Origin of the sequence: Bradyrhizobium erythrophlei (assembly GCF_042430365.1) — a bacterium.
Classification (GTDB): Bacteria; Pseudomonadota; Alphaproteobacteria; order Rhizobiales; family Xanthobacteraceae; genus Bradyrhizobium; species Bradyrhizobium erythrophlei.
Genome location: NZ_JBHMET010000039.1, coordinates 13,351 through 29,533, shown reverse-complemented (window position 1 = coordinate 29,533; position 16,183 = coordinate 13,351). Strand labels below are relative to the sequence as shown.

14 protein-coding genes are annotated in these 16,183 nt (G+C 65.9%); 4 read left to right on the top strand and 10 right to left on the bottom strand.

Translation table 11 applies throughout. From position 1 onward, the window contains the following. Positions 1–2 precede the first annotated feature (2 nt). The 5 genes from modB to mepA form a co-directional block, all read right to left on the bottom strand. On the bottom strand, positions 3–698 hold the full coding sequence (gene modB / locus ACFFWD_RS06245; protein ID WP_376962539.1) for a molybdate ABC transporter permease subunit: 696 nt from the start codon (positions 696–698) through the stop codon (positions 3–5). A 5-nt stretch (positions 699–703) separates the two neighbouring features. Next, entirely contained in the window at positions 704–1,489 is a 786-nt protein-coding gene (gene modA / locus ACFFWD_RS06240; protein WP_376962537.1) for a molybdate ABC transporter substrate-binding protein, read from the bottom strand. A gap of 192 nt (positions 1,490–1,681) precedes the next feature. Further along, entirely contained in the window at positions 1,682–2,188 is a 507-nt protein-coding gene (locus ACFFWD_RS06235; RefSeq protein WP_376962535.1) for a hypothetical protein, read from the bottom strand. Positions 2,189–2,190: 2 nt separating this feature from the next. Then, entirely contained in the window at positions 2,191–2,397 is a 207-nt protein-coding gene (locus tag ACFFWD_RS06230; RefSeq protein ID WP_212503554.1) for a TOBE domain-containing protein, read from the bottom strand. A 173-nt stretch (positions 2,398–2,570) separates the two neighbouring features. Continuing rightward, positions 2,571–3,518, bottom strand: coding sequence for a penicillin-insensitive murein endopeptidase (gene mepA, locus ACFFWD_RS06225; RefSeq protein ID WP_376962533.1), 948 nt, complete (start codon positions 3,516–3,518; stop codon positions 2,571–2,573). A 533-nt stretch (positions 3,519–4,051) separates the two neighbouring features. On the opposite strand from mepA, the gene ACFFWD_RS06220 reads away from it, so the two are divergent. Beyond that, entirely contained in the window at positions 4,052–6,256 is a 2,205-nt protein-coding gene (locus ACFFWD_RS06220) for a putative bifunctional diguanylate cyclase/phosphodiesterase (RefSeq protein ID WP_376962531.1), read from the top strand. Positions 6,257–6,397: 141 nt separating this feature from the next. Here the strand turns inward: ACFFWD_RS06220 and ACFFWD_RS06215 are convergent, their stop codons facing one another. Further along, on the bottom strand, positions 6,398–6,856 hold the full coding sequence (locus ACFFWD_RS06215) for a DUF1801 domain-containing protein (RefSeq protein ID WP_376962530.1): 459 nt from the start codon (positions 6,854–6,856) through the stop codon (positions 6,398–6,400). Between the two features lie 187 nt (positions 6,857–7,043). Here ACFFWD_RS06215 and ACFFWD_RS06210 point away from each other — a divergent pair, with 187 nt between their 5' ends. Then, a complete protein-coding gene (locus tag ACFFWD_RS06210) occupies positions 7,044–8,168 on the top strand; it encodes a DUF2652 domain-containing protein (protein WP_376962528.1) in 1,125 nt (374 codons plus the stop codon). Here the strand turns inward: ACFFWD_RS06210 and ACFFWD_RS06205 are convergent. Together ACFFWD_RS06205 and ACFFWD_RS06200 are read right to left on the bottom strand one after the other, a co-directional pair. After that, positions 8,165–10,132 (bottom strand): methyl-accepting chemotaxis protein, encoded by a 1,968-nt coding sequence (locus tag ACFFWD_RS06205; RefSeq protein WP_376962526.1) that lies wholly within the window; start codon positions 10,130–10,132, stop codon positions 8,165–8,167. The two genes, ACFFWD_RS06210 and ACFFWD_RS06205, sit on opposite strands and share 4 nt — an antisense overlap. A 126-nt stretch (positions 10,133–10,258) precedes the next feature. Next, on the bottom strand, positions 10,259–11,431 hold the full coding sequence (locus ACFFWD_RS06200) for an acyl-CoA dehydrogenase family protein (RefSeq protein ID WP_376962524.1): 1,173 nt from the start codon (positions 11,429–11,431) through the stop codon (positions 10,259–10,261). 232 nt (positions 11,432–11,663) lie between these two features. On the opposite strand from ACFFWD_RS06200, the gene ACFFWD_RS06195 reads away from it, so the two are divergent. Then, complete coding sequence (locus tag ACFFWD_RS06195) at positions 11,664–12,110, top strand: methyltransferase family protein (protein ID WP_376962522.1); 447 nt, start codon at positions 11,664–11,666, stop codon at positions 12,108–12,110. Positions 12,111–12,144: 34 nt separating this feature from the next. On the opposite strand, the gene ACFFWD_RS06190 is transcribed toward ACFFWD_RS06195, so the two are convergent. Both ACFFWD_RS06190 and lepA read right to left on the bottom strand, forming a co-directional pair. Beyond that, entirely contained in the window at positions 12,145–12,474 is a 330-nt protein-coding gene (locus tag ACFFWD_RS06190) for a hypothetical protein (protein ID WP_376962520.1), read from the bottom strand. A 104-nt stretch (positions 12,475–12,578) separates the two neighbouring features. After that, on the bottom strand, positions 12,579–14,390 hold the full coding sequence (gene lepA, locus ACFFWD_RS06185; protein ID WP_376962518.1) for a translation elongation factor 4: 1,812 nt from the start codon (positions 14,388–14,390) through the stop codon (positions 12,579–12,581). Between the two features lie 175 nt (positions 14,391–14,565). Here lepA and ACFFWD_RS06180 point away from each other — a divergent pair, with 175 nt between their 5' ends. Beyond that, positions 14,566–16,176 carry a glycosyltransferase family 39 protein gene (locus ACFFWD_RS06180; RefSeq protein ID WP_376962516.1) on the top strand — a complete coding sequence of 537 codons (1,611 nt, stop codon included), beginning with the start codon at positions 14,566–14,568 and terminating at the stop codon, positions 16,174–16,176. Positions 16,177–16,183: the final 7 nt, after the last annotated feature.

Sequence of the window (16,183 nt, the reverse complement as noted above, 5' to 3'; positions counted from 1 at the left end):
GGTCAGTTCCCGTGCAGGCGTTGCGTCGCGCGTCGCGCGAACCATTCGGAGGCGATCAGCGCGGCCATTGCGATCACGATAGAGATGACGACGAGGCGCATTGCCGCCGCGTCGCCGTCCGGCGTCTGGATCAGCGAGTAGATCGCGGACGAGATCGTCTGCGTCTCGCCGGGGATGTTGGACACGAAGGTGATGGTCGCGCCGAACTCGCCGATCGCCTTGGCGAAGCCGAGCACCATGCCGGCGAGCACGCCGGGCAGAGCGAGCGGCAGCGTCACCGTGGCGAACACCCGCCACGGCGCCGCGCCCAGCGTCTCCGCCGCCTGCTCCAGCCGCTGGTCGATCGCCTCGATCGAGAGGCGGATCGGCCGCACCAGCAGCGGAAACGACATCACGCCACAGGCGAGCGCCGCGCCGGTCCAGCGGAAGGCGAAGACGATGCCGAGATGGTCGGCCAGCCAGCCGCCGACAAGGCCGCGCTTGCCGAAGGTCAGCAGCAGCAGATAGCCGGTGACGACCGGCGGTATCACCAATGGCAGATGCACCACGGCATCGACGACCGATTTGCCCCAGAAGTCGCGTCGCGCCAACAGCCAGGCGAGCGCGATCCCGAACGGGGTCGCGAACAGCGTTGCGACGATCGCGACCCTGAGTGAAAGCAGGATCGCGGTCCATTCGGCCGGTGTGATCTCGAACACGCGCGTTATGTCGTCGGGCTGACCAGGAACTTGAACCCGTATTTCTCGAGGATCGTCTTCGCCGCCGCGGAGCGCAGGAAGGCGAGATAGTCCGTTGTCTCGCCCTTCGCGGTCGTGGTCGCGGCGAGGGGATAGATGATCGCCGGATGCGAATCGGCCGGGAAGGTGCCGACGATCTTGACGCCGGGCTCGACCTTGGCGTCGGTCGAATAGACGATGCCGAGCGCCGCCTCGCCGCGCGCCACCAGCGTCAGAGCGGCGCGCACGCTTTCGGCCATCGCGAATTTCGGCTCGGCGGCCTGCCAGGCGCCGAGCTTCTCCAGCGCCGCCTTGCTGTACTTGCCGACGGGCACCGACTTGACGTCGCCGGTCGCGATCTTGCCGTCGCCGGCGAGCTTGGCGAGGTCGAAGCCGGGACCGATATTGACGTTGTCGATCTTGGAGTCCTTCGGGGCGATCAGCACGATCGAGTTGCCGAGCAGGTTGACCCGCGTCGGCTCGTTGATGGTCTTCTGCTTGATCGCGTAGTCCATCCAGTCGGTGTCGGCGGAGATAAATACGTCGGCTGGCGCGCCCTGCTCGATCTGCTTGGCCAGGACCGAGCTTGCGGCGTAGCTGGCGCTGATCTTGACGCCCGTCTTGGCGGTAAAGGCCGCGTCGATCTCATCGAGCGCGTTCTTCATCGAGGCCGCGGCAAAGACGGTGAGCGTCTTGTCCTCGGCGGCCGCGGGCGAATGCGCCGCGCCGAACAGGATGACGAAAGCGGTGAATAGTGCGGCAAGACGAGACATCGATCGCGCTCCGTGCGAGCTTGCGCGCGAACGACGCGCAAGTCAGGCGTTGGGTGGGTCAGAAAATTGCGACGGACGGAAGCGCTGCTCCGCTTCTTCCCCGGAAGACTTACGGTCGTCGGGGATATCGCGATAGCCCAACAATATCAGGCTGGTGGCCCGGGTAAAGGCGACCGTTTGTCGAACGGGCGCTTATTCCGTCGGCAGGATGGCGATCGAGATCGAATTCTCCTTCGTGCCGCTGACCTGCAGCACGAAGGGGCTCGCCGCCAGCTCGTATTTCATGGTCTTGCGGATACCGTCGCAATCGGTCGCACCGCTGAACGCCCTGGGTTTGAGGACGTGTCCATCCTGCACGACGTCGACCCAGCCGCCGGCTGAGAGGCTGATGGTGTAGAGCCCGGCCTTCGGCGCCGTCTTGATTCTGGTGAAGCCGGCGAAGGTGCCTTCCTTCGGCGCGCGCTCGGGCGGCGACGGCAATTTGGCATCGCCAGGGGCGACCAGCGCCAGCGTGATGCCCGTTGCCGGCAAGGCCGCCTGCTCGCTGCCCGACGCGAGCTTGGCGCGATCGGGCGTGGTGAGCGCGGCGCGCTCGCAGTCAACAGGCCATTTGAACTTGTCGCAACCGCTCGGCTCCTCCGCCGCGAAGGCGGGGGCCGTAGCAAGCAACAGCAATGCAGTGACGAGCGATTTGCGCATGTTCAATCCACCGCAATCATCACGTCGGACGCCTTGACCACGACGATGACCTTGCCGCCCACCTTGATGCCGAGGTCGTCGACCGCCTCATTCGTGATGGCCGATGTCATCACATTGCCGCCGATATCGACGCGGACGTGAGACGTGGTCGCGCCCTTCTTCACCTCGACGACGGTGCCCTTGATCTGGTTGCGTGCACTGATGCGCATGACGGCTCCTCGCAAATGCCCAGCGACCGCGCAGAGATGCAGCGCCGGTGTGACGTGGCTGTGAAACGTTGATCGGGACCTGCGTCCCGGCGGGAGACGTGCGCTTACGGCGCGACGGCGCCATAGCTTAGCAAAATCCCGTGTGGAGGGGCTATAGCCGCCTGACGAAGATGTTATTGCTTGGCGTCAGCGGCCTTCAGCACGATTTTGCAGGCGGCCGGCAGCTGCGCCAATGTCATCGGCGGGCGCGGTTTCGGCGGCGTCGGCGGGGGCTTCGGGTGCAGCACCGCATCCGAGAACCAGTAGGCGAGGTCGGCAGGCTTGCAGCCTTCATCCTCGGATTGCGATGGCTGGCCCTCGCATTCCGGACTGCCGGCGGGACAGCGCATGCGGATGTGAAAGTGGTAGTCGTGGCCCCACCACGGCCGGATCTTCGACAGCCAGCCGCGGTCGCCCTTGGCCTCGCGGCACAGCGCCTTCTTGATCGCGGCGTTGACGAAGATGCGCTGCACCGCCGGCTCCTGCGCGGCTGCGCGGATCACCAGCACATGTCCCGGCGTGAAGACCCTTGGATTGATATCGAGCCGATCGTCGCGCACCATCATGACGGCGGAAGTCTCTTCTCGCTCTTCGCGCGACAATTTGCGATCGGGCATCGGCGTCAGCCAGATGTCGGCATCGAGCCCGATCTGATGGCTGGCGTGGCCGGAGAGCGCAGGTCCACCGCGCGGCTGGCCGATGTCGCCGACCAGGATCCCGGGCCAGCCGGCGTCCTTCTGCGCCCCGGCCGCGAGCCGCTTCAACAGCGAGATCATCTCGGGGTGGCCCCAGTAGCGATTGCGTGACAGCCGCATCACCTGCCAGCTCTCGCCGTTGAGCGGCATCTGCGCGGCGCCGGCCAGGCAACCCTTGGCGTAGGAGCCGATCGACCGCGGCGGCATCGCGGCCGGCAACAGCTTGCGCGCGAACAATTCCTTGGCGCCGATCTTCGGATCGTTCGGGTTGGCGAGCGGCTGCAGCGGCTTGGGATTGACGGAGCCCTTGTCCTGCGCCCATGCCGAAGCGCTGCTGGCGACGAAGACGGATAGCAGGAGCGGGATCAGAAGCAGGCGGGGTGTCATTCGGATCACTCTGTCTGCGCAAGGCTAGCACGGATTCAACCGACGCGGGCCGCGTATCAATCGCATTTGCTTGATCGCCCACAGCCTGGATGAAGATGACCCGCGGCTTCTCCGCCTGCCTCTGTGCACCTGCATCCGGCGCGCACTGTCGCTCGTATGCGCTGGTCGCGCGCGACGCACATCGCGAGATCTTGAACGAGCGCGGGGCGCGCGCAGGATGCGACGAAAGCCGCAGTGGCTTAACCGCGCGATAACCCTGTTGCTCGTTGACAAATGTTGATGCGCAGCAGACGCGTTCCGCGCATTCGTTGGGCATCCGTGCGCGTGTTTACGCATTCGTCACCATGCATTGGTGCGGATTGACGGTGAAATGCAGTGTGCACTGCGCCTCGTGTTCGCTTGCGGCGTGAATTCGCCTTCAAAGCAGGCAACCGGTCGGACCTCGTCGGGTGCAGCCAGTCGCCAATAGATACCAATTTTTCAGATACTTATCGCAGAACTCACGCCGAGTTGGAATGCGCGTGGGGCGTGCGATGCCGAGCATACGGCCGAAGGAAACCAAGAAACTGAAGCGGGCCGTGACGTCCCGCCTGCCGGGGCGGCCGGTCAGGGCCGCACCGAAACTGTCGGGCAAGTCGCGCCGCCCAGTGGCGGGAATTGGCGAACTGGTGCGCCAGCGCGCCCAGGCTGAAGCCGCGATTGCCGAGGCTCGGAAGTCTCATGAGCGGCTGCGCGAGGCGATCGACATCCTGCCGCAGGGCATCGTGTTCCTGGACGCTGAGGGGCGCTACATCCTCTGGAACAAGAAATACTCGGAAATCTACAAGCGCAGCTCCGACCTATTCGAGCACGGCGCGCGTCTAGAGGACACCATTCGTGTCGGCGTCGAGCGCGGCGATTATCCCGAAGCCAAAGGCCGCGAGGAGGAGTGGATCGCCGAGCGGCTCAAGAAGCTCTACGAGCCTGGCGAGCGGCATGAGCAGGCGCTGGCCGACGGCCGCGTCATCCTGATCGAGGAGCGCCTGACCGCGGACGGCGGCGTCGTCGGCCTGCGCGTCGACATCACCGAGTTGAAGCAGCGCGAGGCATCGTTCCGCCTGCTGTTCGACGGCAATCCGGTGCCGATGATCGTGTGCGCGCTCGACGGCGAGCGCATCCTCAGCGTCAACGACGCCGCGATCACGCATTACGGCTATGGCCGCGCCGAGTTCGAGAAGCTGACGATCAAGAGCCTGCAGGCGTTCGATGCCGAATTGCCCTGGGTCGGGGAGCACACGAGCGACGAGCAGGTGGCGCGGACCTGGAAGCATGTGCGCGCTGACGGCACGCTGATCGATCTCGCGATCTATTCGCGCCAGTTGATGCATGGCGACCAGCCGGCCATGCTGCTCGCGCTGATGGACATCACCGAACGCAAGCGCGCCGAGGCGCGGCTTGCCTTCATGGCCCAGCATGACGGCCTGACCGGCCTGCCGAACCGCAACCTGCTGCGCCAGCAGATGGACGATATCCTGCTGCACAACCGCCGCAACTCCGACAAGGTCGCCGTGCTGATGCTTGGGCTCGACAATTTCAAGGCGGTCAACGACACGCTCGGCCACGGCATCGGCGACAAGCTATTGCGCGGGGTGGCCAAGCGGCTACGCTCGACACTGCGCGAGGAAGACGTGTTGGCCCGCCTCAACTCCGACGAGTTCACCATCGTGCAGAACGGCGTCGGGCGGCCGGAAGATGCGGTGTTGCTGGCAAAGCGCATCCTGGCGGCGATCGGCGAACCCTATCTGATCGAAGCGCACTCGGTGGTGATCGGCGCCAGCATCGGGATCGCGATGTCGCCCGGCGACGGCGACGATTCCGAGAAGCTGTTGAAGAGCGCCGACATGGCGCTGTCGCGTGCCAAGAGCGAATTCCGCGGCACCTTCTCCTTCTTCGAGGCGGAAATGGACGCCCGCGCGCAGAGCCGCCGCAAGATCGAGATCGACCTGCGCGATGCGATCCAGAATGAGGGGTTGCGGCCGTACTATCAGCCGTTGGTCGATCTGAAGAGTGGCCGCATCACCGGCTTCGAGGCCCTGGTGCGCTGGCCGCATCCCGAGCGCGGCATGATCTCGCCGGGCGAGTTCATCCCGGTCGCCGAAGAGACCGGACTGATCAATCCGCTCGGCGGGTTGATGCTGCGCCACGCCTGCGTGGATGCGGCGCAATGGCCCGACGACGTTCGCGTCGCGGTCAATTTGTCGCCGCTGCAGTTCCGCACCGGCAATTTGCTCTCGCTGGTGACCGACGCGCTCAAGCAGTCCGGCCTGCCGCCGCGCCGGCTCGAGCTCGAGATTACCGAGACGCTGCTGTTGGAAAAGAGCAGTCAGGTGCTGGCCACGCTGCACGCGCTGCGGGCGCTTGGCGTCCGTATCTCGATGGATGATTTCGGCACGGGGTATTCGAGCCTGAGCTACCTGCGCAGCTTCCCGTTCGACAAGATCAAGATCGATCAGTCCTTCGTGCGCGATCTCGGCTCCAACCGTGATGCGCAGGCGATCGTGCGCTCGATCATCAGTCTCGGCATGGGGCTTGGCGTCACCATCACCGCCGAGGGCGTCGAGACCGAGGCCGAGTTGAGCTGCCTGCGCGCCGAGGGCTGCCACGAGGGCCAGGGCTTCCTGTTCAGCCGCGCCCGGCCGCATGCCGACATCGTGAGCCTGCTACAGGCGCAGCGCGGCGAGGCGCAGCTGGTGGCGTAAGGCGGGCTGCCAACTCTCCGTCATTACGAGTGAAGCGAAGCAATCCATCTTTCCACATATGCGGAACGATGGATTGCTTCGTCGCCTCAGCGCAAAAATGCTTTGCAATTTTGTCGCGAGCTCCTCGCAATGACGGTGGGGTTACGTTTCGCGACCCGTCTTCCGCTTGTTCAGGTGATAGGTCAGCGCCAGCGCGACGCAGTGGCGCAGCGCGGTCTCCGGGACCTTGTCGGCGACGTTGAGCAGGATCGCGCGGTTGCCGCTGTAGCGGAGCTCGGGATCGAGCTCGCGAAACGTCTCGACCAGATTGGTCTGGCAATGGAAGTAGACCGCATACTGGTCCGTCGCCGGTTTCACCTGATCGATCCGGATGGTGCTGCCGCTGCCCGTCTCCGCCGTGAGGTAGCTCGGCTGTCCCCATTTCAGCGTCTCCTCGAGGGCGCCGACGCCCCTGGTCGCCTTCGCGGTGTCGAGGATCAGCCGGCGCAGCGCCAGTAGCTTCGCCTTGACCGGCGCCGGGTAGCCGCCGAACAGTGCCCCCGCAGGATCGGGCTTGCCTGCGCGCGAATGGCTGGTCGATCGTCGGGCCGGCTTGGGCATGGCGGACTCCACGTGGGGTTGCGCCAGGTAAATAGGTTGTCCGCCGGTCTGGCGGAAGGCCGCGCCCGCCCACCCGCAAGGCGGGCCGTTCTCGCCGCCGGCCGTCAGTCGATTTCGCGCTATTTTGCTGCTGCAACCATCTGCTAGTCTGCCCGTAGCTCGCCTCGTCGACCGAAGGGTTCTGGCCGTGGCACAGAAGGGCTTTCTTCTTATCGCCGACATCACCGGCTACACGATGTTCCTGACCAGCTCGGAGCTCGAGCACGCCCAGGGCGTGCTCGATGGGCTGTTCAAGAGCATCTTCGCCGAGATCCGCGCGCCGATCGTGCTGTCAAACCTGCAGGGTGACGCGGTGCTGGCCTATCTGCCCGACACCGACCTGCCGCAGCGGCAGTTCCCACTCGATGCGATCGAGCGGGTCTATTGCAGCTTCGCCAACACGCTGGCGGCGATGCGGCTCAACACCACCTGCACCTGCAATGCCTGCCGCAACATGGGGCAGCTCGACCTGAAGTTCTTCCTGCATCACGGCACCTATGCCATGCAGACGCTCGCCGGGCGCACCGAGCTGCAGGGCGCGGAGGTGATCCGCCTGCACCGTCTGATGAAGAACTCGGTGACCAAGGCGACCGGCATCAAGGCCTATGCGCTGGTCACCGAGCAGGCCGCCGACGCGATCGGTCTGCCCGAGTTCTTCGCCGACACCGTCCGTCACGTCGAGCCGAGCAGCGAGTTCGGCGACACCGTCTGCTTCGTCTATGACCTCGCACCGGTGTTTGCGGCCTGGCGCGGCGCGCGGCGGATCGCCGTGCGGCATGACGAACCGCTGGCGTTCGAGATCATGGAATGCGAGCTGCCGGTGCCGCCGGCGGTGGCCTGGTCCTACGTCACCGACGTCGCGCGGAAGGTACGCTGGCAGCAGGGCATCGATGGCATGACCATGACCGGGCTCGCGCGCGGCCGGGTCGGCCTCGGTGCCACCCAGCACTGCGCCCACGGCAAGGAGACCACCGTCCATGACGTCGTGGACTGGCGGCCGTTCGACTACGTCACCTATCACATCCACACTCCGCTCGGCACGGTGGTGCGGGAGACCGCGGAGTTCACGCCGCTGGACAATGGCGGCACCCGTCTTGTGCTTCGCTGCGCGCGGCCACAGAGCGACAACCAGGTCGCGCAGACCGTGGTGCGGATGATGATGCCGATGATCAGGGGCAAATTGGTGCGCGACCGCCGGGCCTCGAAGGTCGCGCTGATGGAGCTCGTTGCCGACGATCTCAAGGCCGCCGCGTCGGCGCAGCAGAGCGCTTAGGCGGCGTTGCGCAGGCCGGCGAGGAAGGTGTCCACGCTTTGCATCAGCGCGCCGGCCTGCTGGCCGAGCTCGCCGGAGGCGACCTGCACATTGCCCGCCAGCGCGCGGGACTGGTCCGCGGCACGGCTGGCGCCGGCGACATTGTTCGACACCTGGCCGGTGCCGGCCGAAACCTGCTGCACGCTGCGCGCGATCTCGCGCGTCGCCGAGCCCTGCTCCTCGACGGCGGCGGCGATCGTGGTGGCGATGCCGCTGATCTCGCGGATGGTGTCGCTGATGCCGCCGATCGCGGTGACGCAGTCTCCGGTCGCCGACTGGATCGCGGTGACCTGGCCGGCGATCTCCTCGGTCGCCTTCGCGGTCTGGCTCGCGAGCTCCTTCACTTCGGAGGCGACGACGGCAAAGCCGCGGCCGGCTTCGCCGGCGCGCGCCGCCTCGATCGTGGCGTTGAGCGCCAGCAGATTGGTCTGGCTCGCGATCGCGCTGATCAGGCGGAGCACGTCGCCGATCTTCTCGGCGGCGGCGGCGAGGCTTTCCACCATCTCGGTGGTCTGCCGCGCCTTGACCACGGCGTTGTCGGCGACCTGGCTCGAATGGGTGACCTGACGGCCGATCTCGCTGACGGACGAGGCGAGCTCCTCGGTCGCGGCGGCGACCGTGCTGACGCTGGTCGAGGCCTGCTCGGAGGCGGCGGCTGCGGCGGCGGCCTCCGCGGAGGTGCCGTTGACGCTGGTCGTGATGTCGCCAGCCGCGCGCTCCATGTCCTTGGTGGCGCGCGCCACCGCGGCGACCACGCCCTTGACGTCGGCCTCGAAGCGGTCGGCCATTTGTCGCTGCAGCGCCTGCTTCTCCGCCTCGGCCTTCGCCTTGTCGGTCTCCTGCGCCGCGCGCAAGCTGCCGGCTTCGATCATGCTTTGGCGGAACACGTCGACCGCCTTGGCCATGGTGCCGAGCTCGTCGCGGCGCTCGCTGCCGGGAATCGCGACGTCGGTGTCGCCGGCCGAGAGGCGGTTCATCACCGCGGTGATAGCGGCGAGCGGCCGCGACAGGCCGCGGCCGAGCAGGAAGGCGAGCAGCACTGCGCCTGCCAGGATCGCGATCGTGCCGAGGATCAAATTGCGCTGCGCGCTCGCGGCGGCCGCTTCATATTCGGTGGTGTCCTTGATGATCTCGAGCACCGCGACCGGCTGGCCGGCGTAGTTCTTGATCTGCCCGAGATAGAGCTCGACCGCATGGCCGTCGAGCGTGGCGTCGCGCAGCAATGCGGAGCCGTTCATCACGCTCTTGAGCTCGTCCTGGGTCGCCACGACGGTGTTGCCGAAGGTCGAGGACAGCCGCCGGAAGCTCTGGCCGTCGAAGGAATGCACCGCGAGGTCGATGCCGAAGCGCTTCTTGGCGCGGTCGACGAATTCCTTGCCGAAGGCGGCGCCGACGTCGACATTGGCGATGCTCTTGCCGTCGCGCATGATCGGGGTCAGGCCGAAAATGTTGAGCGCCTCGCGGCCGGGCTCGACGCCGACGATCGACCTGCCGCTCTTGATCGCCTCGACCACGGTCACGCGGCGGCCCGAGACGTCGTCGCCGAAGACCTTCGGCTCATGCACGCGATAGAACGACGTCGCCGGCGGCACCTGGAAGGTGATCAGCGGGATGCCCTGCTCCTTCAGCGCCTTGTTGGCGTCGCCGAGCAGCGCGGCCAGTGCTTCGCGATTGTCCTTGACGATGGCGTCGCCGACCGGCGGCAGCGCGGCGATCGCGGAGCTGACCGCAAGCGCGGCGCGGCCCTCATAATCGATCGCTGCAATCACGCTGTCATATTGCAGCTTGAGCTGCTGATCGAGCGCCAGCCGGGTCAGTGCGCGCTGCTGGCTGATGGAGAAGCCGCCGAGGATGGCGCAGGCTACCGCGACGGTCAGTGAAATGGCAAGGATCAGGCGGGCGGCAATCGATCGAATCTTGAACATGGGACTGGCGGGACTCCAGGCAGTAACGAGTCCGCAAAGTCTCAGAAAAAGCTTAACAACTGCCGCCGTCGCGGCCCGTATTTCTACCGCGGCAGTGCGGCCCGCTATTACTTTGGTACCGTCCGGCTAGCGCGTCGTCGGCGGCGCGGCGAGGTTGCCGGTCAGGATCGCCTTGCCGGCGTCCTCGTATTGCGTGTCGCGGGCCTGGATCTGCTGCGCGATCGCATGCATGTCGCGGAAGCGGCGCTCGAACGGATTCTTGGCAAACACCGCGGTGGCGCCGGCCATGTGGTAGGCGATGTCGACCACCGCGGCCGATTGATGGATGGTCCAGGTCGAGGCGATGCGGATCGCGACGCGATGCGCCTCGGTGATTGGCTCGCCGCGCGACAGGTCGCGCCAGACGTCGTTGGCCGTGGCGTAGAGATAGGCGCGCGCGGCGCGCAGGCTCGCCTCGGTGCGGCCGATCAGGCCCTGCACGGCGTTGTTGTCGCGCATCGCCTTCAGCCCCTGGGGCGTCTTGCCGCGCGCAAGCTCGGTCGCCGCATCGAGCGTGGCGCGGGCCACGCCGAGCGAGGTGGCGGCAAAGCCCATGCTGAATACCATGTTGGTCGAGAGCTTGTAGAGCGGTCCGGGCTCGCGGCACGCCGCGGGATCGTCGCGCAGCGCGGCGAATGTCTCCGGAATGAAGAGGTCCTCGACCGAATAGGAATCGGTGCCGGTGCCCTTCAACCCGATCACGTCCCAGACATCGTGCATGGTGGCCGAAGTCATCGGGAACAGGATGGTGCGGATCTCCAGCGAGCCGTCCGGCTTCTTGCGCGGTGAACCGTCTGCCTCGACGACACGGACATGGGCGCCGAGCCAGCTTGCCTGCCGCGAGCCGGAGGCAAAATCCCAGCGCGCGCTCGCCCGATAACCGCCGGGCTCGGCGCGGACCTCGTGCGCGATCGCGCCCCAGGCCAGGATGCCGGGCGCGACGTTGAAGATCTCGTTGGCGGCATCGGGTTCGAGATAGGCAGCGGTCATGGCGCAGACGCCGCACTGGCCGAGGCACCAGGCCGTCGACGCATCGGCCTTGGCGATCTCCTCTTGCATCTGCATGAAAATATCGAGCGGGGCCTCGGCGCCGCCAAAGCTTCGCGGCAATAGCGCGCGATAGAGCCCGTTCTCGACCAGGGCCGAGGTGACCGCCGGCGTCAACCGCCGCGTCCGCTCGATCTCGTCGGCTTCGCTGATGATGAGCGGCTGGAGCGCGCGTGCCCGCTCGACGAGGTCGAAACCCTGCGGCCTGTTCATGCGTTCCTCGTCCCCTTTGCCTTCTTATGGGCGGGTAGGGGATGGTGACCTATCCGTGGAGAGAGGGCAAGGTGGGGTGACACCGTTGCAGATCAGCCATCTCGCGACGATGTGGTCGGCTCTTGGCCGCGTGATGCGTGGCTGAACGGGCCGCGCAGCGGACCCAAAGCGAACAAATTGTTGCGGTAGCAGCACGCCGCAACAGCAGCCGAGACGCCGATGGAGCATCGCCATGCTCAAGCTCCCGCCACCGATCTGGACGTTGATCTATCTCCTGCTCGGCGCGGCCCTGAGTTGGTCGCTCGGCTGGCCGCGGCCGTCTGGCCTGCCGCTTCCGCCGCTCGGAATGGCGCTGGTGGTAATCGCGTTCGTTCCGCCGGTGTGGGCGCTCGTCCTGTTCCGGCGCGAGGGGACCGAAATCGAGCCGACCTCGCCAGCCAATCGCACGCTGGTCACCAGCGGTCCCTACCGGTTCACCCGTAACCCGATGTATCTCGGCCTCGTGCTTCTCGCGCTCGGCATTGCGCTATGGGTCGGCGCCTGGCCGATGTTCCTGGCCCCGATCGCCGTGTTCGCGACAACCAATTGGGTCCACATTCCCTTCGAGGAAGCCAAGATGCGCCGCCAGTTCGGCGCGTCCTATGACGACTACACCGCGCGGGTGCGGCGCTGGGTGTGAGAGGGCAATCCGGGCGCAGCACGCTTTCGCGCTCCTACCCGCAATTCCACATCCGCCCGATCGGCGTCCAGGTCCAGCACGGACCGAAGCTGCCGCCATTGTAGCGCCCGCGATAGAATCCGGGCCGGCCGAAATAGTATAGGTCGCCGCCATACCAATAGCGCGGCGAGTAATCCGGCAGGCCACGGGCCGCGCCGCGCGCACCAAACACCGGAACGGTGTTGATGGGCGGCTGACGATAGCCGGGCAGGAAGCCGTAGCCGTGCCAGCGCGCGGCGTTTCGCTTGTGCGCAGGCGCGGCCGACGTCACGGCCGGCAGCAGTGACAGGAGGATGATGATCGATACGAACAATTTGCGCGACATTGCCGCAGCATAGTCGGCTCGCCGTTCAAGCGCGATTCAAATCGAGGTGCGCTTCAACCTTGTCGCGGTGGCGACGGCATCAAGCGTGCCGTTGCGGAGTAGCCTCAGCTATCCACCTTCAGCGCGGCAATGAAGGCTTCCTGCGGGATGTCGACCTTGCCGAACTGCCGCATCTTCTTCTTGCCTTCCTTCTGCTTCTCCAGCAGTTTCCGCTTGCGCGTGATGTCGCCGCCGTAGCATTTCGCGGTGACGTCCTTGCGCAGCGCGCGCACGGTTTCGCGGGCGATCACCTTGCCGCCGATCGCCGCCTGGATCGGGATCTGGAACATGTGCGGCGGGATCAATTCCTTCATCTTCTCGACCATGGCGCGGCCGCGGCCTTCGGCGCGGGTGCGATGGACGAGCATCGAGAGCGCATCGACCGGCTCGGCGTTGACGAGGATCTGCATCTTGACGAGATCGGCCGGCTTGTAGTCGGTCAAATGATAGTCGAACGAGGCATAGCCCTTCGAGACCGATTTCAGGCGGTCGTAGAAGTCGAACACCACTTCGTTGAGCGGCAGGTCGTATTTCACCATCGCGCGCGAGCCGACGTAGGTGAGCTCCTTCTGCGCACCACGGCGGTCCTGGCATAGCTTCAGAACGCTGCCGAGATATTCGTCGGGGGTAAGGATCGTCGCCTCGATCCACGGCTCGTCGATCTCGGCGATCTTCACCACGTCGGGCATGTCTACCGGATTGTGGATCTCGAGCTCGGTGCCGTCGGTGAGCCTCATCTTGTAGATCACGCTCGGCGCGGTCGCGATCAGGTTGAGGTCGAATTCGCGCGACAGCCGCTCCTGGATGATCTCCAGATGCAACAGGCCGAGGAAGCCGCAGCGGAAGCCAAAGCCGAGCGCGGCCGAGGTCTCCATCTCGAAGGAGAAGCTCGCGTCGTTCAGCCTGAGCTTGCCCATCGCGGCGCGCAGCGTTTCGAAGTCGTCGGCGTCGACCGGGAACAGGCCGCAGAACACGACCGGAATGGCGGGCTTGAAGCCCGGCAGCATTTCCGACACCGGCTTCCGGTCGTCGGTGATGGTGTCGCCGACCCGGGTGTCGGCGACTTCCTTGATCGCCGCGGTGATGAAGCCGATCTCGCCGGGGCCGAGCTCATCGACCTGCTGCATCTTGGGCGTGAAGAAGCCGACGCGTTCGATGTCATAGGCCGCGCCCGTGCCCATCATGCGGATGCGGCTACCCTTCTTCATCACGCCGTCGACGACGCGGATCAGCACCACGACGCCGAGATAGACGTCGTACCAGCTGTCGACCAGCAGCGCCTTCAGGGTCGCGTCGCGGTCGCCCTTCGGCGGCGGCAGGCGGGTGACGATGGCCTCCAGCACGTCGGGCACGCCGACGCCGGTCTTGGCCGAGATCATCACGGCATCCGACGCATCGATGCCGATCACGTCCTCGATCTGCTGCTTCACCTTCTCGGGCTCGGCGGCCGGCAGATCGACCTTGTTCAGGACCGGCACGATCTCGTGATTGTTGTCGAGCGCCTGGTAGACGTTGGCGAGCGTCTGCGCCTCGACGCCCTGGCTCGCGTCGACCACCAGGAGGGAACCCTCGCAGGCCGCCAGCGACCGCGAGACCTCGTAGGCGAAGTCGACATGGCCGGGCGTGTCCATCAGGTTGAAGATGTAGTCCTTGCCGTCCTTGGCGCGGTAGTTCAGCCGGACGGTCTGCGCCTTGATGGTGATGCCGCGCTCGCGCTCGATATCCATGGAATCGAGCACCTGTTCCTTGCCCGCCATTTCGCGATCCGACAGCCCGCCCGTCATCTGGATCAGGCGGTCGGCCAAGGTCGATTTGCCATGGTCGATATGGGCGACAATGGAGAAGTTGCGGATGTTGGAAATCGGGGCGGTTGTCATGGGGCGCGGGATAGCATCCGCACCCCCGCGCGGGCAACCATATTGCGGTATTTTGCGGGGGTGTGACGGGCGAATCAGCGGCTGTTTCGCGGGCCTTGGACCGTTCGCCCCGCTTCAGCCCCTCGTTCACGCCAAGCTGATTTCGTCGTCGTCAAAAACGCGCTACGCACAAGCCATGTCGACTGCTTCCTACCTACCCGCCGCATCGCGCGCGAGGCGCCGGCCGACCGTGCGCCGGCTGGCGGCGTGGCTCGCCTCGCGCGCCGTCGATCCGCGGACCGGCGTGTGGCTCGTGATCGGCTTTGCGCTGATCCATGCGGTGCTGTGGACGCTGATCCTGGTCAAGCTCAAGGCCGCGCAGGACGTTCACATGGACGTCGCGGAAGCCTATGCCTGGGGTCAGCGCTTCCTGCTCGGCTATGGCAAGCATCCACCGCTCTCGGGATGGATCGCCGGTGTCTGGTTCAGGATCTTCCCGGTCACCAATTGGTCCGCTTACGCGCTTGCGATGACGACCGTGAGCTTTGCGCTCGTCGCCTGCTGGCTGATCGCGCTCCGTGTCGTCGACCGCCGCCGCGCGTTCTTCATGGTGGTGATGCTCGCGCTCTACCCGATCTTCAATTTCAAGGGCTTCAAGTACAACGCCGACCTCGTGCAGCTCGTGCCGCTGCCGCTCCTGGTGCTGGCCTATCTGAATGCGTTCGAAAAGCGCAACGTGAAATCCGGGCTGTGGCTCGGCTTTGCCAGCGCGCTGGCGCTGATGACGAAATACTGGGTGGTGACGGTGATCGGCGCCGTCGGTCTTGCGGCCTTGATCCATCCGCAGCGGCTTGCGTTCCTGCGCTCGCCGGCGCCGTGGGTTGCGATCGGCACGATGATCGTCGCGATGCTTCCGCATCTGGTCTGGCTGGAGGAGGTCAGCTTCACGCCGTTCACCTATGCCGGCGACGTCTATTCACTGTCGAGCCGCGCGCTCAACGTGCAGCTCGTGATCGGCTATATCGGGCACAATCTTGCGCTGCTCGCCGCTCCGGTCCTGCTCGGCCTGCTGGCGCTGTCGCTGGGCTCGTCGACCTGGCGGCCAGCGGCCGCGCTGGCGCGGATCTGGTCGCGCGGGCCGAACCCGGGCGTCAACCTTGCGCAGGCGCTCAACGTCTGGATCATTCAGGCCATCGTCGCGATCGGGCCGCCGCTCGGCGCACTCGCGTTCACGGTCTATATCAAGACCGATTGGGGCATCCCGCTGTTCTTCCTGGTGCCGCTCGCGCTGGTCGCGATCCCCCGCGTGCGGGTTCCGCTGATGGCGCTGTTCACCATCACCGCGATCTGGCTCGTGATCACGATCGTCATGCTGTTCGCGGCGCCGAGCATCGCGAGGCAGGAGATGGCGTCGAGCCACAATGGCGCCTCGACCTATTTCGCGCGTTCGGAGCTTGCGCGCGAGCTGACCGGGACCTGGCACAGCAAATTCCATTCGCGCTGGGCGGTGGTCGCGGCGCGCACCGATATCAGCGAGCCGATGACGTTCTACAGTCCCGATCATCCGGCCGCGATCACGCCCAACGAAGTGTCATCGGGACTGATCTCGCTCGATGACGCCAAACGCCTCGGCTTCATCGGCGTCTGCGACACCACCGATCCGATCTTCCTGAAGCCGTGTGAGGCGTGGATGGCCGAGCATGCCAGGGATGCCGAGCCGCTGGTGATGACCACGCAGCGCTTCTTCGGCGGCCATCCCGGCCCGTTGACGGTATGGAAAGTTTATCTGGTGCCGCCGGCGAAGTAGCGGCGCT